21 protein-coding genes are annotated in these 22,169 nt (G+C 67.8%); 11 read left to right on the forward strand and 10 right to left on the reverse strand.

The genetic code is table 11. The features are described from left to right. Positions 1-94: 94 nt before the first annotated feature. Entirely contained in the window at positions 95-1,291 is a 1,197-nt protein-coding gene (locus tag ACWIEX_RS04110; RefSeq protein WP_454031853.1) for a class I SAM-dependent methyltransferase, read from the forward strand. Positions 1,292-1,455: 164 nt separating this feature from the next. On the opposite strand, the gene ACWIEX_RS04115 is transcribed toward ACWIEX_RS04110, so the two are convergent. Beyond that, a complete protein-coding gene (locus tag ACWIEX_RS04115) occupies positions 1,456-2,595 on the reverse strand; it encodes a citrate synthase family protein (protein WP_454031854.1) in 1,140 nt (379 codons plus the stop codon). An 88-nt stretch (positions 2,596-2,683) separates the two neighbouring features. On the opposite strand from ACWIEX_RS04115, the gene ACWIEX_RS04120 reads away from it, so the two are divergent. Continuing rightward, complete coding sequence (locus ACWIEX_RS04120) at positions 2,684-3,763, forward strand: citrate synthase/methylcitrate synthase (RefSeq protein ID WP_454031855.1); 1,080 nt, start codon at positions 2,684-2,686, stop codon at positions 3,761-3,763. Positions 3,764-3,864: 101 nt separating this feature from the next. Here ACWIEX_RS04120 and ACWIEX_RS04125 read toward each other — a convergent pair whose 3' ends face one another. The 5 genes from ACWIEX_RS04125 to hutI form a co-directional block, all read right to left on the reverse strand. Beyond that, positions 3,865-4,524, reverse strand: coding sequence for a HutD/Ves family protein (locus ACWIEX_RS04125; protein ID WP_454031856.1), 660 nt, complete (start codon positions 4,522-4,524; stop codon positions 3,865-3,867). A 67-nt stretch (positions 4,525-4,591) separates the two neighbouring features. Continuing rightward, positions 4,592-6,259, reverse strand: a complete 1,668-nt coding sequence (hutU, locus tag ACWIEX_RS04130) for a urocanate hydratase (RefSeq protein WP_454031857.1) — start codon at positions 6,257-6,259, stop codon at positions 4,592-4,594. After that, positions 6,256-7,065, reverse strand: a complete 810-nt coding sequence (gene hutG, locus ACWIEX_RS04135; RefSeq protein ID WP_454031858.1) for an N-formylglutamate deformylase — start codon at positions 7,063-7,065, stop codon at positions 6,256-6,258. The genes hutU and hutG overlap by 4 nt, the downstream gene beginning before the upstream one ends. After that, positions 7,062-8,594, reverse strand: coding sequence for a histidine ammonia-lyase (hutH, locus tag ACWIEX_RS04140; protein WP_454031859.1), 1,533 nt, complete (start codon positions 8,592-8,594; stop codon positions 7,062-7,064). The genes hutG and hutH overlap by 4 nt, the downstream gene beginning before the upstream one ends. Next, on the reverse strand, positions 8,591-9,757 hold the full coding sequence (gene hutI / locus ACWIEX_RS04145) for an imidazolonepropionase (RefSeq protein ID WP_454033458.1): 1,167 nt from the start codon (positions 9,755-9,757) through the stop codon (positions 8,591-8,593). Before hutI ends, hutH begins: the two co-directional genes overlap by 4 nt. A 179-nt stretch (positions 9,758-9,936) precedes the next feature. On the opposite strand from hutI, the gene ACWIEX_RS04150 reads away from it, so the two are divergent. Beyond that, entirely contained in the window at positions 9,937-11,304 is a 1,368-nt protein-coding gene (locus tag ACWIEX_RS04150) for a formimidoylglutamate deiminase (RefSeq protein ID WP_454031860.1), read from the forward strand. A gap of 12 nt (positions 11,305-11,316) precedes the next feature. Beyond that, positions 11,317-12,066: a UTRA domain-containing protein gene (locus tag ACWIEX_RS04155; RefSeq protein ID WP_454031861.1), complete on the forward strand. Its 750-nt coding sequence runs from the start codon at positions 11,317-11,319 to the stop codon at positions 12,064-12,066. Between the two features lie 77 nt (positions 12,067-12,143). Here ACWIEX_RS04155 and ACWIEX_RS04160 read toward each other — a convergent pair whose 3' ends face one another. Continuing rightward, positions 12,144-12,410: a glycine zipper domain-containing protein gene (locus ACWIEX_RS04160; RefSeq protein ID WP_200959588.1), complete on the reverse strand. Its 267-nt coding sequence runs from the start codon at positions 12,408-12,410 to the stop codon at positions 12,144-12,146. A 256-nt stretch (positions 12,411-12,666) separates the two neighbouring features. Between ACWIEX_RS04160 and ACWIEX_RS04165 the strand changes: the two genes are divergently transcribed. The 4 genes from ACWIEX_RS04165 to ACWIEX_RS04180 all read left to right on the forward strand — a co-directional run bounded on the left by ACWIEX_RS04165 (position 12,667) and on the right by ACWIEX_RS04180 (position 16,022). Next, positions 12,667-13,065 (forward strand): PRC-barrel domain-containing protein, encoded by a 399-nt coding sequence (locus tag ACWIEX_RS04165; protein ID WP_454031862.1) that lies wholly within the window; start codon positions 12,667-12,669, stop codon positions 13,063-13,065. 379 nt (positions 13,066-13,444) lie between these two features. Next, positions 13,445-14,332: a transglutaminase-like domain-containing protein gene (locus ACWIEX_RS04170; RefSeq protein WP_454031863.1), complete on the forward strand. Its 888-nt coding sequence runs from the start codon at positions 13,445-13,447 to the stop codon at positions 14,330-14,332. Positions 14,333-14,376: 44 nt separating this feature from the next. Then, positions 14,377-15,276, forward strand: coding sequence for a diacylglycerol/lipid kinase family protein (locus ACWIEX_RS04175; RefSeq protein ID WP_454031864.1), 900 nt, complete (start codon positions 14,377-14,379; stop codon positions 15,274-15,276). Between the two features lie 95 nt (positions 15,277-15,371). Continuing rightward, positions 15,372-16,022 carry a phosphatase PAP2 family protein gene (locus ACWIEX_RS04180; protein WP_454031865.1) on the forward strand — a complete coding sequence of 217 codons (651 nt, stop codon included), beginning with the start codon at positions 15,372-15,374 and terminating at the stop codon, positions 16,020-16,022. 6 nt (positions 16,023-16,028) lie between these two features. On the opposite strand, the gene ACWIEX_RS04185 is transcribed toward ACWIEX_RS04180, so the two are convergent. Further along, the gene (locus ACWIEX_RS04185; RefSeq protein WP_454031866.1) at positions 16,029-16,517 is read right to left on the reverse strand and encodes a pyridoxamine 5'-phosphate oxidase family protein; all 489 of its coding nucleotides are present in this window, start codon (positions 16,515-16,517) and stop codon (positions 16,029-16,031) included. 173 nt (positions 16,518-16,690) lie between these two features. Between ACWIEX_RS04185 and ACWIEX_RS04190 the strand changes: the two genes are divergently transcribed. The 3 genes from ACWIEX_RS04190 (at position 16,691) to ACWIEX_RS04200 (ending at position 18,765) form a co-directional block, all read left to right on the forward strand. Continuing rightward, positions 16,691-16,843, forward strand: a complete 153-nt coding sequence (locus tag ACWIEX_RS04190; protein ID WP_170843306.1) for a hypothetical protein — start codon at positions 16,691-16,693, stop codon at positions 16,841-16,843. Positions 16,844-16,922: 79 nt separating this feature from the next. Next, positions 16,923-18,368 (forward strand): aldehyde dehydrogenase family protein, encoded by a 1,446-nt coding sequence (locus ACWIEX_RS04195; protein ID WP_454031867.1) that lies wholly within the window; start codon positions 16,923-16,925, stop codon positions 18,366-18,368. Between the two features lie 64 nt (positions 18,369-18,432). Then, positions 18,433-18,765 (forward strand): four-helix bundle copper-binding protein, encoded by a 333-nt coding sequence (locus ACWIEX_RS04200; protein WP_454031868.1) that lies wholly within the window; start codon positions 18,433-18,435, stop codon positions 18,763-18,765. A 4-nt stretch (positions 18,766-18,769) separates the two neighbouring features. Here the strand turns inward: ACWIEX_RS04200 and ACWIEX_RS04205 are convergent, their stop codons facing one another. Continuing rightward, positions 18,770-19,648 carry a transglutaminase family protein gene (locus tag ACWIEX_RS04205; protein ID WP_454031869.1) on the reverse strand — a complete coding sequence of 293 codons (879 nt, stop codon included), beginning with the start codon at positions 19,646-19,648 and terminating at the stop codon, positions 18,770-18,772. Then, the gene (locus tag ACWIEX_RS04210) at positions 19,645-22,167 is read right to left on the reverse strand and encodes a circularly permuted type 2 ATP-grasp protein (RefSeq protein ID WP_454031870.1); all 2,523 of its coding nucleotides are present in this window, start codon (positions 22,165-22,167) and stop codon (positions 19,645-19,647) included. The genes ACWIEX_RS04205 and ACWIEX_RS04210 overlap by 4 nt, the downstream gene beginning before the upstream one ends. Positions 22,168-22,169 lie beyond the last annotated feature (2 nt).

Here is a 22,169-nt window from a genome sequence, read left to right on the forward strand (position 1 = left end):
CGCGTAAGGGCCGTTACGGCCGCACGCCGAATTGCCATCTTCAGGGAAAGGGGCGCTGCCGAAGGTGGGGCCAATGCACTCGCTGATTGCCAGAATGTTGTCTCGGCTCGCGATCGAGCCACGTATCGATGTCGTATTTCCCGATGGTACTTTGCAGTCGATCGGGCAGGGCGCTGCGCCGCGCTTGCGCATGCGCATCGTCGATTCCCCGACGGAACTGAAACTCGCGCTCAATCCCGAGCTCGCTCTGGGCGAGGCCGTCATGGACGGCCGCGTCGTGGTCGAGCAGGGCTCGCTCTACGACCTGCTCGATGCGCTGGTCGCCGCCGTGCATCGCGCCCGCCCCAGGGGCTGGGGCAAGGTGCTGGAAGGCCTGCGCACCGCAGTGCGCCGCTTCCACCAGCACAACACGCCGGCGCTGGCCCGGCGCAACGTGGCGCATCACTACGATCTGAAGAGCGATTTCTTCCGGCTCTTCCTCGATTCGGACATGCAGTATTCCTGCGCCTATTTCGCGCGGCCCGATATGACGCTGGCCGAGGCGCAGTTGGCCAAGAAGCGCCACATCATGGGCAAGCTCGATCTCAAGTCGGGCCAGCGCGTGCTCGATATCGGCTGCGGCTGGGGCGGCATGGCTTTGTCCATCGCCGGCGACACGGGCGCCTCGGTCACCGGCATCACGCTCTCCGAGGAACAGCTCGCCATTGCGCAGCGGCGCGGCGCGGAATCGGGCCTGCCGGTCGAGTTCCGCCTGCAGGACTATCGCCATCTCGCCGAACCTTTCGACCGCATCGTTTCGGTCGGCATGTTCGAGCATGTCGGCGTCGGCTATTACCGCGACTATTTCCGCAAGATCCGGGAATTGCTCAGCGATGACGGCGTGGCGCTGGTCCACACCATCGGCCGCTCGACGCCGCCGGGCGCGACCAATCCTTTCATCGCCAAATACATCTTCCCCGGCGGCTATATCCCCGCCATGTCGGAGGTGGCGGCGGCGGTCGAGCAGGAGGGGCTCGTCATCACCGATGTCGAGGTGCTGCGCCTGCACTATGCCGAGACATTGAAGGTCTGGCGCGAGAACTTCCTCGCCCGCCGCGACGAGGCGGTGGCGATGTATGACGAGCGCTTCGCCCGGATGTGGGAGTTCTACCTCGCCGCCTGCGAGGCGAGCTTCCGGCATGACGATCTCGTCGTGTTTCAGTTCCAGCTCGCCAAGAAGCTCGACGGCCTGCCGATCACGCGTGGCTATATCGAGAAGCGTGAGGGCGAGCTTGGGCGGAAGGCGGCTTAGACAAGCTCCACATTTGTCATTCCGGGGCGCGCCACAGGCGCGAACCCGGAACCCACGACTGGGCGGAACATCAGGTGTTCGGCTGCGAGTGGCTCGCCCGGTCGTGGGTTCCGGGTTCTTCGCTTACGCGAAGCCCCGGAATGACAACGGTCGTTCGAGCCGGCTTAAGCCGGCTCCGGCCCGACATAGCGGGCGCGAGGCCGGATCAGGCGTCCGGTCTCGCCCTGCTCCAGCGCATGGGCGATCCAGCCGGCGCAGCGCGCGGCGGCGAACAATTGGAACGGCACATCCGGCCCGAGGCCAAGTTCGCTCGCGATCGCCGTCAGCACGAAATCGATATTCGGCTCCTCGCCGGTCAGCGCCGTGACGGCCCGGCGCGTCTCCTCATAGGCCGGCGGCAGCTTGAACGCGGTCAGCAGCGCGCGAGCCCTTGCATCGCCATCCGGATAGAGCGGATGGCCGAAGCCGGGCAGGGGCATGCCCGTCGCGAGCCGGGCCGAGACCGCCATCTCCACGCCCTCGCTCGCGATCTCGCGCATCAGCCCGAGCACGCGCGGCGTCATCCCGCCATGCAGCGGCCCGGACAGCGTCGCGAGCCCGGCCAGGATGCAGGCGGCAAGCGAGGCGCGTGTCGAAGCCGCGACCCGGACCGCGAAGGTCGAGGCGTTGAGCTCATGGTCGGCGAGCAGCACCAGTGCACGACGGATCAGGTCGGCGCCATCAGCGTCGCAGCCCCAGGCCAGCGCCAGCCGGTGATGGATCGGCCCCTGTCCCGGCCGCCCGGCGATGGCGTCGACGAGCGAGTCGATGACGGAGGCGGCTTCGAGATAAAGCGCCTTCTTGGTACGCCCGGCCATGGCGGGGTCGCCGGCGGCGCGCGCCGCGATCACCGCGAACATGCGCTGCCGCGCCGGCGCCTCCGGCACGATCGTGAACAGCGGCGGAAAGCGCTGAGAACCGCAATCCCAGAGCAGCCGCGCGACATCCTCCAGCTTCGCCGCCTCGGCGAGCGCCTCCGCATCCTGCCCGCGATACCAGAGCTTGCCGCGCTGGATCGTGGCTATCCCTGAGGCCAGGATCGGCTCGCCGAAGGCGATCGCATCCTCGGCGATGGCGGCGGGTTTCCGCCCCCGCGCCTTGCGATGCTCCAGCCGCGCCACGTCCTCAGCCCGGTAGAGCCGCCGGCGCGAATCGCCGGCATCGCCGCGCGCCTCGATCAGCCCGCGGCTGACATAGGCGTAGAGCGTCTGCGGCTTCAGCCCGAGCCGCTGCATCACCTGTTGCGCCGTCAGCCAGTCGGTCATGGGAAAATAGATTGATTATATTGTTCAAGATTGATTCTACTGATGAAGCTATCAATCTTCAAGCCTCAGATGTTGAGGAGAACCCGCCATGTCCGATGGCCTTGAAGATGTCGTTGCCGCCCATACCGTGCTCTCGGAAGTCGATGGGGCGGCGGGCCGGCTGGTGATGCGCGGCCACAGCCTCGATGAGCTCGCCGGCCATACCTCCTTCGAGGAGATGGCCGCGCTGATGCTCGACGGCTTTGTGCCGGACCTGCCGGCCATGAAGGATCTGCCGGCGGCGCTGGGCGCGGCCCGGCAGGAGCTGTTCGAAACGGTGGTGAAGAAGGCCGTTGTTCCGGTGACGCTCGGCCCTGTCGAGATGATCCGGGCGATGACGGCGCTCGTGCCCGATGGCGAGGATGCCGGCACGGTCCTGCGGCTTCTGGCGGCGCCGGCCGTCTTCACCGCCGCTTCGTTGCGCCTGCGTCAGGGCCTCGCGCCAATCGCGCCCGATCCGTCGCTGTCGCAGGCGGCCGACACGCTGCGCATGCTGACTGGCAAGGCGCCGACCAAGCAGCAGGCCGCCGCGCTCGACACCTATCTCGTCACGGTCGCCGACCACGGTCTCAACGCCTCGACCTTCGCGTCGCGCGTGGTCGCCTCGACCCGCGCCGGGCTGGTCTCGGCCGTGCTCGCCGGCGTCAGTGCGCTGAAGGGGCCGCTCCACGGCGGCGCGCCCGGCCCGGTGATCGAGATGCTCGATGCGATCGGCGCGCCCGCCAATGCCCGCGCCTGGCTGGAAACGGCGCTCGATCGCGGCGACCGACTGATGGGCTTCGGCCACCGCATCTATCGCGTGCGCGATCCGCGCGCCGATGCGCTGAAGGGCGCGATCCGCCGGCTCGGCGCCGATAGCGGGCGCCTTGCACTGGCCGAGGCGGTCGAGCAGGCGGCGCTCGCCATTCTGCGCGAGCGCAAGCCCAACCGCACGCTGGAAACCAATGTCGAGTTCTACACGGCGCTGCTGCTGGAGGCGCTCGGCTTCACGCCGGATTCCTTCACCTGCGTCTTCGCGCTCGGGCGGACGACGGGCTGGCTCGCCCATGCCAAGGAGCAGATCGCCGGCGGCCGCCTGATCCGCCCGCAATCGGTCTATGTCGGCCCGCAGCCGCGGCAGGCTGCTTGAGGCGAGGGAGGAGCGTCATGCTCGGGCTTGTCCCGAGCATCTCGGAAACCAGTGTCTTCTCGTCATGAGATTCTCGGGTCAAGCCCGAGAATGACGGCGGCTCAGGCCGGCTGCAGCCGGATCACGAACAACTCGCTGCCGTTTTCGGCGGCGAGTCTTGCGGTGATGGGAGCTTCGAGCACGGCGCTGTCTCCGGCAGCCAGCGCCGCTCCATTGACCTGCCAGTCACCATGGCGGGCGACCAGAACCAGCAATCCACGTTCAGCCGCGACTTCATGCGATCCGCCGCTGAGACGTTCGACGCTGTGGCTCCACGCCCCGCGCCGGCTCATCACGTTGAGATCGTCGATCGCTCTATCGATCAGCACGCCATCCACCGCCCGATCGGCGGCGAAGAAGAACGGCGCGGTCGCGCGGTCGAGCGAAACCGTCTCGCCATCGCCGAAGGCCAGCCGGATGCCGTTTCCGGTGAGCACCGACAAGGTCCGGTCGATGCCGGGGAAGGACGAGAACGGCCCGTCAGCGCCCACATGGGCCATCGAGATGCGCCAGTCGAAATCGCCGAGCGAAGCGCTTTCCGGCGCCACTGCGATCTCGGTCGTGGTGCCGCCGCCGTTCTTCCACGGCATGACCTTGCAATCGGCGGCGCGGATGATGTGCATGGAACGGTCCTTCGAATTCAGGCGGCAGCCTTTGTCATTCCGGGGCTCCGCGTAGCGGAGAACCCGGAACCCACGACCGGGCGAGGCCAGCCCGGTCAAGGCGTCACACCCAGTCGTGGTTTCCGGGTTCGCCCTTCGGGCGCCCCGGAATGACAATATGGCTCACTCAGCCGAGGATACCCGGCAGGTTCAGCTGCTTCTCGCGGGCGCAGTCCAGCGCGATCTCGTAGCCGGCATCGGCATGGCGCATCACGCCGGTGGCCGGGTCGTTCCAGAGCACGCGCGACAGGCGGGCGGCCGCATCATCCGTGCCGTCGGCGCAGATCACGACGCCCGCATGCTGCGAGAAGCCCATGCCGACGCCGCCGCCATGATGCAGCGAGACCCAGGTCGCGCCGCTGGCGGTGTTGAGCAGGGCGTTGAGCAGCGGCCAGTCGGAGACCGCGTCCGAGCCGTCCTTCATCGCTTCCGTCTCGCGGTTCGGCGAGGCGACCGAGCCGGAATCGAGATGGTCGCGGCCGATCACCACCGGCGCCTTGAGTTCGCCGTTCCTGACCATCTCGTTGAAGGCGAGGCCGAGGCGGTGGCGATCGCCGAGGCCGACCCAGCAGATGCGCGCCGGCACGCCCTGGAACGCGATGCGCTCGCGCGCCATGTCGAGCCAGTTATGCAGGTGCTTGTTGTCCGGCAGCAGCTCCTTCACCTTGGCGTCGGTCTTGTAGATATCCTCCGGATCGCCCGACAGCGCCGCCCAGCGGAACGGACCGATGCCGCGGCAGAACAGCGGGCGGATATAGGCCGGCACGAAGCCCGGGAAGGCGAAGGCGTTCTCGAGGCCCTCTTCCTTGGCGACCTGGCGGATGTTGTTGCCGTAGTCGAAGGTCGGAATGCCCATGTCCTGGAAGGCGATCATCGCCTCGACATGCTCGCGCATCGAGGCGCGGGCGGCTTTCTCGACGGATTTCGGATTGGCCTCGCGCGCCTGCTTCCACTGGCCCATGGTCCAGCCCTTCGGCAGGTAGCCGTTGATCGGGTCATGCGCGGAGGTCTGGTCGGTGACCATGTCGGGGCGGATGCCGCGGCGGACCATCTCGGGCAGGATCTCGGCGCAGTTGCCGAGCAGGCCGACCGACTTCGCCTCGCCGTTCTTGGTCCAGCGGGCGATCATCTCCAGCGCTTCGTCGAGGCTCGAGGCCTTCTCGTCGAGATAGTGGGTGCGCAGGCGGAAATCGATCGAGTCGGGATTGCACTCGACGGCGAGGCAGGACGCGCCGGCCATCACCGCGGCGAGCGGCTGCGCGCCGCCCATGCCGCCGAGGCCGCCGGTCAGAACCCACTTGCCCTTGAGGTTGCCGCCATAGTGCTGGCGGCCGGCCTCGACGAAGGTCTCGTAGGTGCCCTGCACGATCCCTTGCGTGCCGATATAGATCCAGGAGCCGGCCGTCATCTGGCCGTACATCGCGAGCCCTTTCTTATCGAGCTCGTTGAAATGGTCCCAGTTGGCCCAGTGCGGAACGAGATTCGAGTTTGCGATCAGGACGCGCGGCGCATCCTTGTGGGTGCGGAACACGCCGACCGGCTTGCCGGACTGCACGAGCAGCGTCTCGTCGGCCTCGAGCTGGCGCAGGCTCGCGACAATGCGGTCGAAATCCTCCCAGGAGCGGGCGGCGCGGCCGATGCCGCCATAGACTACGAGCTCCTGCGGATTCTCGGCGACATCCGGATGCAGGTTGTTCATCAGCATGCGCAGCGGCGCTTCCGTCAGCCAGCTCTTGGCGCTGAGCTCGGTGCCGGTGGCGGGGCGGATGACGCGGGTATTGTCCAGGCGGGTCATGAGCGGCTCCGTTCGAGCTTGGCTGCCGCGTCGAGCGCGGCGGAAATGATGGCGGCGAGGGCAGGCTGGAGGATGGCGGCCTTGGCCGCGTCGAAGGTCCAGGGCGGTGCCTCCTCGGCCAGATAGGCCGAAAAGACGATCTCCATCTGGATCGCATGGACATGCTCGCTCGGCCGCCCGTAATGGCGCGTGATCCAGCCGCCCTTGAAGCGGCCGTTCACCACCTGCGTGAAGGCGCTGCCAGCCATGGCCGTCACGGCGGCGGCCTCGACTGCTGGCGCGCAGCTCGCCCCCGAATTGGTCCCGAGGTTGAGCGTCGGCAGCGTGCCGGGGAACAACCGCGGCATCTCCGAGGCGATCGAGTGACAGTCCCAGAACAGGCAGTAACCGTGCTCGGCTTTCACGCGCGCGATCTCGGTTTCGAGGGCGTCGTGATAGGGTCGAAAATAGCGCTCGACCCGCCGCGCGATCTCCGCCGCGTCAGGCGGCGCGTGCCAGATCGGCTCGCCGTCGAAGGTGGTCGTCGGCACGAGGTCGGTCGTCTCCTGCCCCGGATAGAGCGAGGCGCCCGACGGGTCGCGATTGAGGTCGACGACATAGCGCGACAGATGGGCCTCGACGATGGTCGGCTCGAAGAGCGCGGCGAAATCGTAGAGCTGGCGCATATGCCAGTCGGTGTCTTCGACCTGCCGGCCGCGCTCGTTGAGCTGCGCCGCGACTTCCTCGGGAAACCCGGTGCCCGGATGCGGCATCGAGAGGATGAGCGGGGACGAACCCCGCGTGACGGTGACGATTTCGGCGCTCATGCGCTGCACTCGGCGAAGCTGTCGAGGCCCGCCGCCTTGCCGACAGCGCCGGAGAGCACGAACTCGGTCGCGGCCGCGAGATCGGGGGCGAGGTAGCGGTCCTCGGTCAGCGGCGCGATCTTGCTGCGCAGCAGGGCGAGCACCGGCTCCAGCCGCGCGCTGGTCTTGAGCGGCCGGTGATGCTCGATCGCCTCCGCCGCCGCCATCAATTCGACGCCGATGACGCTGGCGGCATTCTTCGCCATGTCGAGCAGGCGGAAGGCGCCATGCGTCGCCATCGAGACATGGTCTTCCTGGTTGGCCGAGGTCGGGATGGTGTCGACCGAAGCCGGATAAGCCTTCTGCTTGTTCTCGGAGGCGAGAGCGGCGGCCGTGACCTGCGCGATCATGAAGCCCGAGTTCAGGCCGGCATCGCGGGCGAGGAAGGGCGGCAGGCCGCTCATCACGGGGTCGACCAGCAGCGCCATGCGGCGCTCGGAAAGATTGCCGATCTCGCAGACGGCCATCGCCAGGATGTCGGCGGCGAAGGCGACCGGCTCGGCGTGGAAATTGCCGCCCGAGACGATCTCGCCGGGACCGAGCACCAGCGGATTGTCGGTGACGGCATTGGCCTCGATCGAGAGCGTCGCGGCGACATTCGCCAGCAACCCATGAACCGCACCCATCACCTGCGGCTGGCAGCGCAGCGAATAGGGGTCCTGCACCTTGCTGTCGCCATGGCGATGGCTCTCGCGGATGGCGCTGCCGGCGATCAGGTCGAGCAGGATTTTCGCGACCTTGATCTGGCCGGGCTGGCCGCGCAGCGTCTGGATGCGCGGATCAAACGGGGTGTCGGAACCCTTGAGCGCATCGACCGAAAGCGCGCCGGCGACAAGCGCGGCGTCGAAGACGCGGGCGATGGCGGCAAGCCCGGTCAGCGCCAGCGTGGTCGAGACCTGCGTGCCGTTGATCAGCGCGAGGCCTTCCTTGGCGCCGAGTGCGAGCGTGGTGAGGTTCGCGCGCTTCAAGGCTTCAGCAGCCGGCAGCGTCTCGCCCTTCAGGCGGATCTCGCCGTAGCCCATCAGGGCTGCGGTCATATGGGCGAGCGGCGCGAGGTCGCCGGAGGCGCCGACCGAGCCCTTGGCGGGAATGACCGGCAGGGCATCGGCCTTGAGCGCGTTGGTCAGGGCCTCGATCACCACCGGACGGACGCCGGAGGCGCCCCGCGCCAGGCTCGCCGCCTTCATCGCCAGCAGCAGGCGGACCACGCCGTCAGGCAGGGCAGGGCCGGTGCCGACCGCATGCGAGAGGATCAGGTTGCTCTGGAGCTTGGCGAGATCGGCATCGGCGATGCGCACGCTGGCGAGCTTGCCGAAGCCGGTATTGACGCCATAGGTCACGGTCCCGGCGGCGACGATCTCCTCGACGATCTTCTGGCCGGAAGCGATGTTCCTGGCGCTCTCGCCGCCGAGCGAGGCGACGGCGCCGTCGAGGATCGCGCGCCAGTCGGTGAGATGGGCTGCGCCCGGGTTCAGCGAAACCGTGGTCATTGTCCGTTCCAGATGCGGGTGTGAAGGGGATTGAAGCCGATGCGGTAGGCGAGTTCGGCCGGGCGCTCGATCTCCCAGATCGCGAGATCGCAGCGCTTGCCGGGCTCGATCGTGCCGACGTCGTCCTGGAGGCCGAGCGCGGTCGCGGCATGGCGGGTGAGGCCGGCCAGCGCCTCTTCCGGCGTCATCCGGAAGAGCGTGCAGGCCATGTTGAGCACCAGCAAAGGCGAGGTCAGCGGCGAGGAACCGGGATTGGCGTCGGTCGCGAGCGCGATCGCCGCGCCATGCTTGCGCATCAATTCGATCGGCGGCTTCTGCGTTTCGCGCAGGAAATAGAAGGCGCCGGGCAGCACGACCGCGACGGTCCCGGCCTTGGCCATGGCGATGACGCCGTCCTCGTCGAGATATTCGAGATGGTCGGCCGAGAGCGCACCCATCTCGGCCGCGAGCTTCGCGCCATGCAGGTTCGAAAGCTGCTCGGCATGGACCTTGATCGCCAGGCCCTTGGCCTTGGCGGCCTCGAACACGGCCTTGGTCTCGTCCGGCGAGAAGGCGATGCCCTCGCAGAAGACATCGACCGCGTCGGCCAGACCCTCAGTCGCGACGGCATCGAGCAGCGGCCCGGCGACGAGAGCGGCATAGTCGCCCGAGCGGCCCTTGTATTCGGGCGGCACGGCATGCGCTCCGAGGAAGGTGGTGCGGACGGTGACGGGCCGCTCACGGCTGATGCGGCGCGCGACGCGGAGTTGCTTGAGTTCCGCCTGCTGCTCCAGCCCGTAGCCGGATTTGATCTCGACGGTGGTGACGCCCTCGGCCATCAGTGCGGCGAGGCGCCGGTCGGCCGAGGCGAAGAGCGTGTCCTCGCTCGCCTCGCGCGTCGCCTTGACGGTGGAGAGGATGCCGCCGCCGGCGCGCGCGATCTCCTCATAGGTCGCGCCCTGCAGGCGCAATTCGAACTCATACGCCCGGTCGCCGCCATAGACGAGATGGGTGTGGCAATCGATCAGGCCGGGCGTGATCCAGCGGCCCTCGCAGTCGATGGTCTCGGCGGCCTGGAAGGTGGGCGCTTCGCTGCGCGGCCCGACAAAGACGATGCGCCCGTCGCGGGCGGCGATGACACCGTCCTCGATCGCTCCATAGGGCGCGTCGACCGTCGGCGACATCGTCGCCAGCCGCGCATTCGTCCAGAGCTTGTCGCAGACAATCGTTTCACCAGGCGCTTTCGCCACCGTGCGTCCTCCCGCTACTCTTTGAGTTGAGGCTATGCTATCTAATTGCATATGCAATTGGCAAGTGCTAATTGCATATGCAATTAAGCGCCAATGAGCGACGGAGCGAAACGGTGACCGAGACCCTGCATCTGGCCGAGGCCCTTCTGCCCGAAGGTTTTGCCAGCGATGTGAAGCTGATCGTCACTGATGGCGCGATCGTCTCGGTCGAGGCGGGGGTGAAGCCGGCCGGCGATGCGCGCAGCTTCGCCGGCATCGCTCTGCCGGGCATGCCGAACCTGCACAGCCACGCCTTCCAGCGCGGCATGGCCGGCCTCTCCGAGCGTCGCGGCGCGCCGGAGGATTCCTTCTGGACCTGGCGCGAGGTGATGTACCGCTTCCTCGACCGGCTCGATCCCGACGATGTGCAGGTGATCGCCGCGCAGGCCTTCGTCGAGATGCTGGAGGGCGGCTTCACCGCGCTCGCCGAGTTCCACTATCTCCACCACGACAAGGACGGGCGCGCCTACGCGAATATCGCGACGATGGGGCAGGCGATCGCCTCCGCCGCACAGGAAACCGGGCTCGGCCTCACGCTGCTGCCGGTGCTCTATCGCTTCGGCAATTTCGGGCAGGCATCCTCGGTTCATGGCCAGCGCCGCTTCGTCAACGAGCGCGACGCCTATCAGCGCCTGCTGGAAGGCAGCGCCGTCGCGATCCGCGATCTGCCGGATGCGCGACTCGGCGTCGCCCCGCATTCGCTGCGCGCGGTCGCGCTCGACGATCTCGGCTGGGTGTCGTCGCTGCGCCCGAACGACCGCGTGCATATCCATGTCGCCGAGCAGGTTCCCGAGGTCGAGGCCAGCCTGAAGATCACCGGCAGGCGCCCGGTCGAACTGCTGATGGACACGATCCCGCTCGACAAGCGCTGGTGCCTGATCCATGCGACGCATCTGAGCGATGCCGAGCGTGACGGCGTCGCCCGCAGCGGCGCCGTTGCAGGCCTCTGCCCGATCACCGAATCCAGCCTCGGCGACGGCATCTTCGACGGTATCCGCTATGCGCAGGCCGGTGGCGCCTATGGCGTCGGCAGCGATTCCAACATCCAGATCGATGCCGGCTCCGAGCTGCGCCAGCTCGAGTATTCGCAGCGCCTGCGCGATCGCCGCCGCGCGCTTTTCGCGGAGGAGACGGCCTCGACCGGTCTCGCGCTCTGGCAGGGCGCCTGTGCCGGCGGCGCGCGCGCCTGCGGCCGCGCCATCGGCGCGATTGCGCCGGGCCACCGTGCCGATTTCATCACGCTCGACACCGATCACCCGACCCTTGTCGGCAGGGGCGGCGCCGAGGCTGTCGATAGTGCGATCTTCGCCGCCAACGCGATGCCTTTGCGCGATGTCGTCGTCGGTGGCAGGAGGGTGGTGGCCGAGGGGCGGCATCTCGCCCGCGATTCGGTGCGCACCCGCTTTGCCGGCGTGATGCGGCGCCTGCTCGCAACGGAGTAACCAGGGACGACGATGACGGAGACCCGGCTCGACGCGGTGAAACTGGACGGCGCCGGGCCGGTCTATGACCAGATCCGGCGGGCGATCCGCGACCTCGTCGTCAGCGGGGAGTGGCAGCCGGGCACGAGCGTGCCGCCCGAGCATGCGCTGATGGAGCAGCTTGGCGCCTCGCGCATGACCGTGCATCGCGCCCTTGTGCAGCTCGCCCGCGAGGGGCTGATCATCCGCCGCCGTCGCTCGGGAACCGTGGTCGCGACGCCGCCGACGAGCCATGCCATGCTCGACATCCTCTCGATCCCGGAAGAGGTGCGCCAGCTCGGCCAGGCTTACGCCTACGAGGTGCTGGCGCGCACCGATGGCAGGCCCTCGCCGGAAGTCGCCGAGCTGTTCGGGCTCAAGCGCTCCGACAAGGTCACGCATCTCCTCGTCCTTCACCGTGCCGACGGCAAGCCGCATGTGCTGGAGGAGCGTGTCATCGACGCCGCTGGCGTGAGCGGGCTCGTGGAGGAGAACTTTGCCGAGACCCCGCCTGGTGACTGGCTCCTGCAGCACAGTCTGTGGTCGCAGGCGGAACATGCGATCAGCGCGATCGGCGCTGGCGAGGAGCAGGCGGTATTGCTCGACATCGCGGTTGGCGAGCCCTGCCTGCTGGTAGAACGGCGAACCTGGAACCAGTCGCAGCCGGTGACGGCCGTGCGCCTGCTCTATCCCGGCTTCCGCCACCGCTTCGTCGGGCGCTTCGGGCCATATGGGGCGGCCTGAGGGCAGGACTGCCAAGCAAATCCGCGCAAGAGAAAAGGCCCGCCGGTGGGGCGGGCCTTCGTTGGGATGCGGTTGCCTCAGCAGTCGTAGACCACGCGGCGTCCCCATTCGTCCCGGCCGTAGCAGCTTTGGCGCGTCGCCGCGCCGCCGATGATCGCGCCGCTCGCGCCGCCGATCGCGGCACCGGCCAGCGCGCCGCCGGCGCGGCCGGTGGCGGCGCCGCCGATGATGGCGCCGGCACCCGCGCCGATCAGCGCGCCCGTGCCGGCATTCTGCTCGCGGGGCGTACAGGCGCCCAGCGCGGCGCCGATGGCTGCGACCAGCAGCAGCTTCTTGATGATCATGATCTCTCCTCCTCCGTGAGATGATGGGTCGCTCGAAGCACCAAACAGTGTCGGGCGACGAAGGTTCCGCCGGGCAGCAAGACGCTGACGGCCTCTTCCATCTGTCTTCAGTTTTGGAGACGGGTTTTGTGTCCGCACAAAGGCCGCGAATTTTCCCGGTCGCGCCGGAACCTATCGGCGTAGCGCCGGTTGGTGAGGCAAGTCCCGCCGGAGGGCGCTTTCTCCGGCATCCCATCGCGAAACAAGGGGGAAGACGATGACCGATGTTCCCATGACCTCCAGTGCGACAACCGCCACTGCGACCGCCAATCCGCTCATCGCGGGTGCCCGCGTTGCCGGAACCGATGTCTACAACGCGGCCGGCGACCATCTCGGCGAGATCTACGACGTGATGCTCGACAAGCTGACGGGGAAGGTCGCCTACGCGATCATGTCGTTCGGCGGTTTCCTCGGATTGGGCGAGAAATACCACCCGATCCCGTGGAGCGTTCTCGACTACGACACGCAACGCGGCGGCTATGTCGTGCCGCTGACCAAGGAAAAGCTCGAGGCGGCGCCGATGTATGACAGCGAAGGCGAGCCCGACTGGGACGACAAGGCTTACGGCAAGCGTGTCCACGACTACTACGGCACGATGCCCTACTGGATGATGTAGCGGCCGGGCGTTTTCGAGCGGATGCCGGTTCGCGTGAAGAACCGGGAATTCGCGCCAGCGAATACGCGCTGAATCGACCATTTGAATCGTTTCCGTGTTTCGCAGGAACGCGGAAACGATCAGGGCGCAGGTCGCGGCGGTTGCTATCCCCCCAGCCGAACCGTCGTGGCGGCGGGATGCGGGCCGAAAGGCCCGCATCTTCTTGTTTGGAGTGCTTTTCAGAGACCCACGGAATTTGTGGCGGATGGACGTTTTTTGAAGAGTTTCGGGAACAGTCGAACCCCTTCGCGCGTCTAGCCGACGGGGGATTACGACGCCCGAAGATCCGCAGCAGCCCGAGTGCGAAGCGGTCCCGGCCCTCACATCAGGAGAAGGCGAGATGCGCATCCGCTACGGCTATCGGATCGAGTTGGTCTGTGCCCATGACATGCCCCTGATCACCCTGCTCGACGTGCACCCGTCGCGCCGGCACGATCTGACAGCGCCGGATGAGATGAAGCTGACCGCACTCTCCGATCCCTCGCGGCCGATCACGATGACGCAGGATCTCGATGCCTTCGGCAATATTCGTCGGCGCATGATCGCGCCGCCCGGCGGCATCAGGCTGGAATCGGAGGGGATCGTCCATGATTCCGGCGAGCCCGATCTCATCAATCCGGTCGCCCGCGAGGTTTCTCCGTCGCGCCTCCCGGATGCGGCGCTCGTCTACCTTCTGGGCAGCCGCTACTGCGAGACCGACAAGCTCTACGATCAGGCCTGGAGCCTGTTCGGGCAGGTCCAGCCGGGGTGGCCCCGGGTGCAGGCGATCGTCGACTTCGTCCATAATCACCTGAGCTTCGGCTACCATTTCGCCCGCAACACCCGTACCGCCGCCGAGGCTTTCGAGGAGCGCATCGGCGTCTGCCGCGATTTCGCGCATCTCGCCGTCACGCTCTGCCGCTGCATGAATATCCCGGCGCGCTACTGCAACGGCTATCTCGGCGATATCGGCGTGCCCGCCAATCCCGCCCCGATGGATTTCAATGCCTGGTTCGAGGTTTTCCTCGGCGGGCGCTGGTACACGTTCGATGCCCGGCACAACGAGCCGCGCATCGGCCGCATCGTCATCGCGCGCGGCCGCGACGCGACCGATGTCGCGATGATCAACTCCTTCGGAACTCATACCCTGCAGCGCTTCGAGGTCGTGACCGAAGAGATCGAGGATGTGCCGATGCCGTTGATGCCATCGATGCCGGAACAGTTCGACGCCCGCCCGGCCGCCGCTTAAGTGCTCTTGCGCGTGATCGGGCGCCACCCATCTACCCCAGCACCATGCGCTACACCGTCATCGTCAATGCCCGCGCCGGAACGGTCCTTGAAGCCGGCGCGGATGCTTTCGCCTCGCGGCTGGAGGCTGCCTTCGCGGCCCATGGCTGCGGCGCCGACGTACACCTCGTTCCCCCGCGCGAGATCGACGATGCGCTGTCCCTCGCGATCGAGGATCGCCACGCGATGCCGGTTCTCGCCGGTGGCGACGGCACGATCAACGGCGCCCTGCCGGTCCTGATCCAGGCCGACCGCCCGGTCGGCATCCTGCCGATGGGCACGGTGAACGTGCTCGGCCGCGATCTCGGGCTCGCCGGCCCGCTGGAGCAGCAGGTCGGGGCGCTCTGCCGGGGTGAGCCGGTGGAGATGGATGTCGGCCGGGTCAATGACCGGCTGTTCCATTCGCTCTCCGGCATGGGCTTCTTCAGCCTGATGGCACGCGAGCGCGAATACGCGCGCCGGCGTTTCCCCTTCAGCCGCGCGGCTGCCTTCGGCATCGCCGCGACGCGCTCGATCCTGTTCACCCGCCCGGTCATGCTCGACATCACCATCGGCAACGACCATCGCCTCGTCGAGGCCGATGCCGTGCTCGTCACGGTGAACTGCTTCGAGGGCGCGGACTGGCGTCGTCCACGGCTCGACGATGGTGTCTTCGAGGTGCATGTCCTGAATGCCGGCGGTCTCTATTCGCGCAGCAAGGCGGCGCTCTCGGTGGTCTCGGGCCGCTGGCGCGACTCGCATAACCTGACCTCCTTCACCGGCGATGCGGTGACGCTGACCCGGCGCGACAAGCGCCGCGGGCACATCACCTTCGACGGCGAGGTCGAGCGCAAGGCCGGGCCGTTGCGCTACGGCCTCCTGCCCAAGGCGCTCAGCGTGATCTCCGCCCGCCCGGCGAGCGCGTGACGAAGCCCGTGAGTCACAGGCGGCGGAACGCCGCCTGTTCGACCCCGCTACCCTCCAGTAGTCTCCCGCCCCAGGCCTTTCGGAGATCGCGCTTCTTGCCCCAGCCACGCATCCTTGTTCCCGCCTCGGCCGCTCTGGTCTTCCTCGGGCTCGCGCTGCTGATCGTCTCCGGGCGCAGCTTCTCGCTCGATACCACGCTGATCATGCTGTTCCGCGATGCCGCCAACCCCGCGGTTCCGCTCGGGCCGGCCTGGTTCCAGGAGGCGGTGCGCGACATGACGGCGCTCGGCAGCTTCGTCGGACTGTTCTTCATGGCGTTGACGGCGACGCTGGCGCTCTGGCTCTGCGGCTACCGCCATCTCGCGATCGGGCTCGTCGTCAGCCTCGCCGCCGCTTTCCTGGCGAGCACCGGCCTGAAGATCGCGATCGCTCGCGAACGGCCGGATATCGTCGAGCACGCGGCGTTGACCTTCACTGCGAGTTTCCCGAGCGGTCACGCCTTCCTCTCGGCCGTGACGCTGCTCACCATCGCTGGCTTCGTCGGCCTGGCCTCGCAGAAGGCCGACATCGCCCGCTTGTGCATGATCATGGCGGTGGTCGTGGTCGGCCTGATCGGCCTCAGCCGAATCTATCTCGGCGTGCACTGGCCGTCAGACGTCCTCGGCGGCTGGGCCCTCGGGGTCGTCTGGTCGAGTGTCGTGATTGCGTGGCTAGGCCGCAGGATGGCTGCTTCCGACCCGGCCTGAACGGGTTCAGCGCATGTCGATCGTGGCGTTGACGCCGAGATCGGGCGTACGGCCGAGGATCTTGGCCGTCGCCAGCTTGAAGGCGACGAGCACGCTGCTCGACGGTCCATCCCAGATTTCGGCCGAGGTCGGCGTCAGCGCCAGCAGGGTGGCGTCCGGATCGTCGGGTCCGTTCGGGAACCAGGCGCTCGCCATCGGCGTCCAGACCTCGCGCAGCGTCTCGCGGCTCGGGACCTCGGAGGCCGAGCAGGAGATCGCGGCGTAGAAATTGCGGTCCTCATGGCTGATCGCCACGCTGGCGGAGGGCGAGCGCAAGGCCGCGCCGATGATGCCGGTATGCCGGTGCGTGATGAACAGCAGGCGGTGGTGGTCGCGGTCGAGATGGCCGGACATCGGCCTGGTCCTGATGTCGCCCTCGATGACCAGCGAGACCATGTAGACCGGGTGGGCGGCAAGCGCAGCCCAGATGCGATCCTGCAGTTCGGTGTCGGCCATGGCAACCTCCTGCCGGTGCGATCTTGTCATGGCCAGCGTCGCATGGAAACCGGCCTGTCCGCCATGCCAACGTTGCGCGAGAAGCAACGTTCCCGGCGTTGCAGCGGAACATCGCCGCCCGGCCCGCGTTGGGATCGGGCTTGCGGCTCGGCCGCCATCATCAGGGATATTCCATGCTCGCGTCGCGCCATCTCCTCGTCGTCCTCGTTCTCGTTCTCGTCGCCGCGCTCGCTGTTACCGGCTATTCGCTCTACCAGGAGAAGAAGCAGCCGGACGGCGTGGAAATCTCGGTCGGCAAGAACGGGCTTTCGATCAAGGAAAAATAGCCTGTCGCCCTGGGCATTGGCCTTCCCGCTCCAAAGGCGCTAACACCCGAACCACGAGCCTGTTTCGTGGGAGAGAGAGATGAACGCGCCCTTCAAGAACCTCATCGCCGGCGAATGGGCCGGCGGCGCCAATGCCTCGCGCAACATCAACCCCTCCAACACCAACGATGTCGTCGGCGAGTACACGCAAGGGACGGTCGAGGACCTGAACAACGCGGTCGCTGCCGCCAAGGCTGCCTTCCCGGCCTGGAGCCGCTCCACCCCGCAGGAGCGCTACGAGATCCTGAAGAAGGCCTCCGACGAGATCCTCGCCCGCAAGGACGAGCTCGGCCGCCTGCTCTCTCGGGAAGAGGGCAAGACCCTTGGCGAGGGTATCGGCGAGGCGACCCGCGCCGGCCAGGTCTTCGCCTTCTTCGCCGGTGAGTGCCTGCGCCTCGGCGGCGAGATGGTTCCGTCGGTGCGCCCCGGCGTCGGCGTCGAGATCACCCGCGAGGCGGTCGGCATCGTCGGCATGATCACGCCCTGGAACTTCCCGATCGCGATCCCCGCCTGGAAGATCGCGCCTGCGCTCGCCTGGGGCAATTGCGTCGTCCTGAAGCCGGCCGATCTCGTGCCGGGCTCGGCCTGGGCGCTGGTCGACATCCTGCAGCGCGCGGGCCTGCCCAAGGGCGCGCTCAACCTCGTCATGGGCCGCGGCTCGGTCGTCGGCCAGGCGCTGCTCGAGCACAAGGATGTTGCGGCGATCTCCTTCACCGGCTCGGTTCCCACCGGCCGCAAGGTCGCGGCCGCCTGCATCGCCGGCAATCCTATGAAGAAGGTGCAGCTCGAGATGGGCGGCAAGAACCCGCTGGTCGTGCTCGACGACGCCGACCTGAAGGTTGCGGTCGAGGTCGCCGTCAACGGTGCCTTCTTCTCGACCGGCCAGCGCTGCACGGCCTCTTCGCGCCTGATCGTTCAGGCTGGCATCCATGACAGGTTCGTCGAGGCCTGCATCGAGCGCCTGAAGAGCGTCGTTGTCGACGATGCGCTCAAGGCCGGCACCCATATCGGCCCGGTGGTCGACCAGAGCCAGCTCGACCAGAACCTGAAATACATCCAGATCGCCAAGGACGAGGGCGGCAAGCTGGTCTTCGGCGGCGAATTGCTGAAGCGCGATACCCCCGGCTTCTATCTTCAGCCGGCGCTCTTCACCGAGACGACGAACGCCATGCGCATCTCGCGCGAGGAGGTCTTCGGCCCGGTCGCCAACATCGTCCGCGTCAAGGATTACGAGGAGGCGCTCAGCCTCGCCAACGACACCGAGTTCGGCCTCTCCTCGGGCATCTGCACGACCTCGCTGAAGCATGCGACGCATTTCAAGCGCAACAGCGAGGCCGGCATGGTGATGGTCAACCTGCCGACGGCGGGCGTCGATTATCACGTGCCGTTCGGCGGGCGGAAGGGCTCCAGCTACGGCCCGCGCGAGCAGGGCGCCTACGCCAAGGAGTTCTACACCACGGTCAAGACGGCCTACACGCTGGCCTGACCACCGGAACAGGGCGCAGGTCGCGGCGGTTGATCGGGATACCCCTCCCGATCGGAGCCGCGACATGCATCATCTCGACCCGAAGACGCGCAACGCAGCCGACCTCGCGCTCGACTGCTACAAGCACTGCCATGGTATGGCGATGACCCACTGCCTGCAGGTGGGCGGCGCTCATGCCGAGCCGGACCATCTGCGCCTGATGGCGGCTTGCGCGGAAATCTGCCGGACAACGGCGCATCTGCTGCTGATGGACTCAGTCCACGGCCGTCACATGGCCAGGGAATGCGCCGAGGTTTGCGAGGCCTGCGCGACAGACTGCGCTCGCGTTGGCGACATGGATTCCTGCGTCGCCGCCTGCCGCGCCTGTGCGAAGGCCTGCGCTGCGCTCGCGGCTTGAGCGCTCAGCCGACCGGAACCACGTCCACGGCGACGCCGACCTTCTGCGTGCCCGGCCCAATCACCACGCCATCGAGCGGGGCGACATCGGCATAGTCGCGGCCGAAGGCGGTGACGATATGGTCGTCCGCGACGATCAGGTCATTGGTCGGGTCGAGCCCGACCCAGCCGATCTCGGGGCCGCACCACAGCATTGCCCAGGCATGGCTGGCATCGGCGCCTTCGAGCCGCTTCTGGCCCGGCGGCGGGATGGTGCGGATATAGCCGGAGATATAGGCCGCCGGCAGGCCGAGGCCCCTGAGGCCGGCGATCATGATATGCGCGAAATCCTGGCAGACGCCGTGGCGCTGGTCGAAGGCCTCGGCCAGCGGCGTCGTCACCTCGGTCGCCTCGGGGTCGTAGGTAAAGTCGCGCCGGATTCGGGCCATCAGGTCGCAGGCAGCTTCCAGCACGGGGCGCCCGGCGTCGAAGCACGGCCGCGCATAGTCGATCACGGCCGGGACATGCGGCACGAGCCGGCTCGGATAGAGGTGATGCGCCGGCGAATCCGGTGCCAGACTCCGGGAATCGAGCGCCAGCGTCGCGACATCCTCCCATTTCCGCGTCAGCCCGGCATGGGGCGGCGGCGGCCGGTCGACCTCGATCCGCGCCCGCATCTCGAGCTTCAGCTCGCGATGCGGCTTGGTGACCGTGATCGTGGTCATGCGGTTGCCGAAGAAGCAGATCCCGTCATTGCGCTCGGCCGGGCGGGGCGCGATCAGCAATTCGCTCTTCAGCACGCGCTGGCCGGCTCCATCGCGCGGCAGCAGGCGCAGGATGCAGCGGGAAAAGGGGACCGGCCGGCTATAGCCGTAGGTGGTGAGGTGGCGCAGCTCGTAGATCACGCGATGCTCGTCATCCGCGAGCCTTCGGGGCCGCTGTTCTGCAGGAAATAGCGATCGGCGATCGCACCCGAGAGCCCCATCAGCAACTGCTCGAACAGCAGGATGCTGGTGCGATCGAGGCGGCTCGCCTCCATCGTCCGGCAATCGGCCGCGAGCCGCAGCACCAGCCGGCGCGGTGCCTCCAGCATGCCGTCATCGGCAAGCGTCGGCAGGTTGGCGATCTCGGTGTCGAGACGCTCGACCTGGAAAGCGACCGAGCGCGGGTTGTAGGGGTCGAGCATGATGAGATCGAGTACGGGCTGCAGGCTGGCGCCAAGCAGGTAGCGCGAGCGATAGGTGATCTGCGAATCCGTCAGGTCGAGGAGGACATCGAGGCTGTCGCCCGAGGCGTTGCTGTCGGCGAATTGCCGGGCAAAGCGGCAGGTCGCGATGCCTCGCTCCAGCCGCCGGCCGATATCGAGGAAGCGCCAGCCATTGCCGCGCACCATGTTCTCCTGGCCGAGGCCGGAGAAGGCGGCGAGCGATTTCAGCGCCCGGTCGGCGATTTCGTAGGCCTCGCCCTCGCTCGGCTTGCGCCCATCCTCGGGATCGAGCTGACGCTGGAGGTCACCGAACAATCGCCAGGCATCGACGGAGAGGCGCTCGCGGATGCCCGAGGCGGTGCGCCGCGCCTCGCGCAGCGAAGCGGCGGCCGAGCCGTAATCGTCGAGACTGTAGAGCGCGGCATAGGCCTGTGCCGCCGGCGCCCGGCGTTCCTGCCCGGCGGGCGCGGCGCCCCAGGCAACGAGCATGCCGGCGAGCTGGCGCACCGTGTCGTTGCGGCCGGGCGCAGGGTCGGGATCGATCAGGCGGCCGAGCAGGGCGCGCACCAGACGCAGGATCGCCTCGCCGCGCTCCAGATAGCGTCCGAGCCAGAACAGATTGTCGGCGGCCCGGCTCGGCAGCGTGCCGGTGACGCGGCGGATGCTGATGCGGTCGGGCGTCGGCAGCAGGGTGACCTGCGCGACCGGCTCCTTCGAGGTGACCCAGACATCGCTGGAGCGCACGCCGTTGCGCATGCTGACCGCACGCGCATCGGGCTCGTCGGAGATCCGGCAGAAGCCGCCGGGCATCACCTTCCAGCCGTCCGGCGTCGCGGCGGCGAAGACGCGCAGCGTCATCGGATGCGGTTCGAGCCGGCCGTTCTGGAACACCGGCATGGTCGAAAGCCTGACGACCTCCTGCCCGACATAATCCATGCCGTGCGCCTCGATGCGTCCACGCAATGCGGCGCGATCCGCCTCCGGCAATTCGCCGGCCACGACCTGAGACGCGTCGGTGCCGTTGCCGGCGCCGCGGAAGGCCGGCGCGATGCTCATCTCGCCCAGCCTGTCGAGCACGGTCTGCCGCTCCTGCGGCTGCCCGCACCACCATGTCGCGATATTCGGCAGGATCAGGTCCTGGCCGAGCAGTTTCCGCGCCAGGGCTGGCAGGAAGCCCATCAGGGCGCGTGCCTCGACGACCCCGGAGCCGAGCCCGTTGGCGATGCGGACCTGACCTTGCCGGGCAGCCTCGACCAGCCCGGCAACACCGAGCGCCGAGCGGGAATTGAGCTCGAGCGGATCGGCGAAATCGCCGTCGATGCGTCGCCAGATCACGTCGGCGCGCTTCAGGCCGGCGATGGTGCGCACATGCACGCGGCCCTCGCGCATCAGCAGGTCGCCACCCTCGACCAGCAGGAAGCCGAGATAGCGCGCCAGATAGGCCTGCTCGAAATAGCTTTCGTTGAGCGGACCAGGCGTCAGCAGGGCGATGCGCGGCTCGACACGTTTCGAGCTGGAAACCAGCCCCGCTCGAAAGCCCTGGAAGAAGGCCGCCAGCCGCTCGATGTTCATGTTGCGGAACATGTCGGGGAAGGCGCGCGCCAGCGCCAGCCGGTTCTCCAGCGCGTAGCCGGCGCCGGAGGGGGCCTGGGTCCGGTCCTGCAGCACCCACCAGCGTCCGTCCGGACCACGGCCGAGATCGGCCGCATAGAGCTGGAGCGTGCCGCCACCTGCGATTCCGTGCATCGGGCGCAGGTAATCGGGGCTGCCGGTGACGACGGCAGCGGGCAGGAGGCCCTCCGCGATCAATTCGCCCGGCCCGTAGATGTCGTCGAGCAGGGTCGAGAGCAATTCGGCGCGCTGCGTCACGCCGGCGGCGATCGCCTGCCATTCCGCCTCGGGGATGACGAGGGGCACATGCGACAGCGGCCAGGCCCGCTCGCCGACGCCCGGATCGCGCTCGTCGATATCGCCATGGACGCGATAGGACACGCCGGTGTCGCGGACATGCCGGTCGGCGAGCCCGAAGCGCTGGTTCAGCTCGGAGGGCGACAATGCGCACCAGCCCGACAGGAACGGCTCCCAATGCGGGCGCACATTCCCGTTCTCGTCGATGAATTCGTCGCAGACGCCCGGCAAGGGGCGATAGCCGGCAAGCAGCGATGCGCGCCGCTCGGCCCTGCTGCGTCCCGATCGGATGCGGCCCTGCACCGGCATTC

The sequence above is a fragment of the Allobosea sp. NPDC055353 genome, assembly GCF_053644975.1.

Bases quoted from the DNA above. Each gene is read 5' to 3' on its own strand.
- ACWIEX_RS04110 (WP_454031853.1), top strand. From the start codon at position 95: ATGTTGTCTCGGCTCGCGATCGAGCCACGTATCGATGTCGTATTTCCC.
- ACWIEX_RS04115 (WP_454031854.1), bottom strand. From the start codon at position 2,595: ATGACCGACTGGCTGACGGCGCAACAGGTGATGCAGCGGCTCGGGCTG.
- ACWIEX_RS04120 (WP_454031855.1), top strand. From the start codon at position 2,684: ATGTCCGATGGCCTTGAAGATGTCGTTGCCGCCCATACCGTGCTCTCG.
- hutU (WP_454031857.1), bottom strand. From the start codon at position 6,259: ATGACCCGCCTGGACAATACCCGCGTCATCCGCCCCGCCACCGGCACC.
- hutG (WP_454031858.1), bottom strand. From the start codon at position 7,065: ATGAGCGCCGAAATCGTCACCGTCACGCGGGGTTCGTCCCCGCTCATC.
- hutH (WP_454031859.1), bottom strand. From the start codon at position 8,594: ATGACCACGGTTTCGCTGAACCCGGGCGCAGCCCATCTCACCGACTGG.
- hutI (WP_454033458.1), bottom strand. From the start codon at position 9,757: ATGTCGCCGACGGTCGACGCGCCCTATGGAGCGATCGAGGACGGTGTC.
- ACWIEX_RS04155 (WP_454031861.1), top strand. From the start codon at position 11,317: ATGACGGAGACCCGGCTCGACGCGGTGAAACTGGACGGCGCCGGGCCG.
- ACWIEX_RS04160 (WP_200959588.1), bottom strand. From the start codon at position 12,410: ATGATCATCAAGAAGCTGCTGCTGGTCGCAGCCATCGGCGCCGCGCTG.
- ACWIEX_RS04165 (WP_454031862.1), top strand. From the start codon at position 12,667: ATGACCGATGTTCCCATGACCTCCAGTGCGACAACCGCCACTGCGACC.
- ACWIEX_RS04170 (WP_454031863.1), top strand. From the start codon at position 13,445: ATGCGCATCCGCTACGGCTATCGGATCGAGTTGGTCTGTGCCCATGAC.
- ACWIEX_RS04175 (WP_454031864.1), top strand. From the start codon at position 14,377: ATGCGCTACACCGTCATCGTCAATGCCCGCGCCGGAACGGTCCTTGAA.
- ACWIEX_RS04185 (WP_454031866.1), bottom strand. From the start codon at position 16,517: ATGGCCGACACCGAACTGCAGGATCGCATCTGGGCTGCGCTTGCCGCC.
- ACWIEX_RS04190 (WP_170843306.1), top strand. From the start codon at position 16,691: ATGCTCGCGTCGCGCCATCTCCTCGTCGTCCTCGTTCTCGTTCTCGTC.
- ACWIEX_RS04195 (WP_454031867.1), top strand. From the start codon at position 16,923: ATGAACGCGCCCTTCAAGAACCTCATCGCCGGCGAATGGGCCGGCGGC.
- ACWIEX_RS04200 (WP_454031868.1), top strand. From the start codon at position 18,433: ATGCATCATCTCGACCCGAAGACGCGCAACGCAGCCGACCTCGCGCTC.
- ACWIEX_RS04210 (WP_454031870.1), bottom strand. From the start codon at position 22,167: ATGCCGGTGCAGGGCCGCATCCGATCGGGACGCAGCAGGGCCGAGCGG.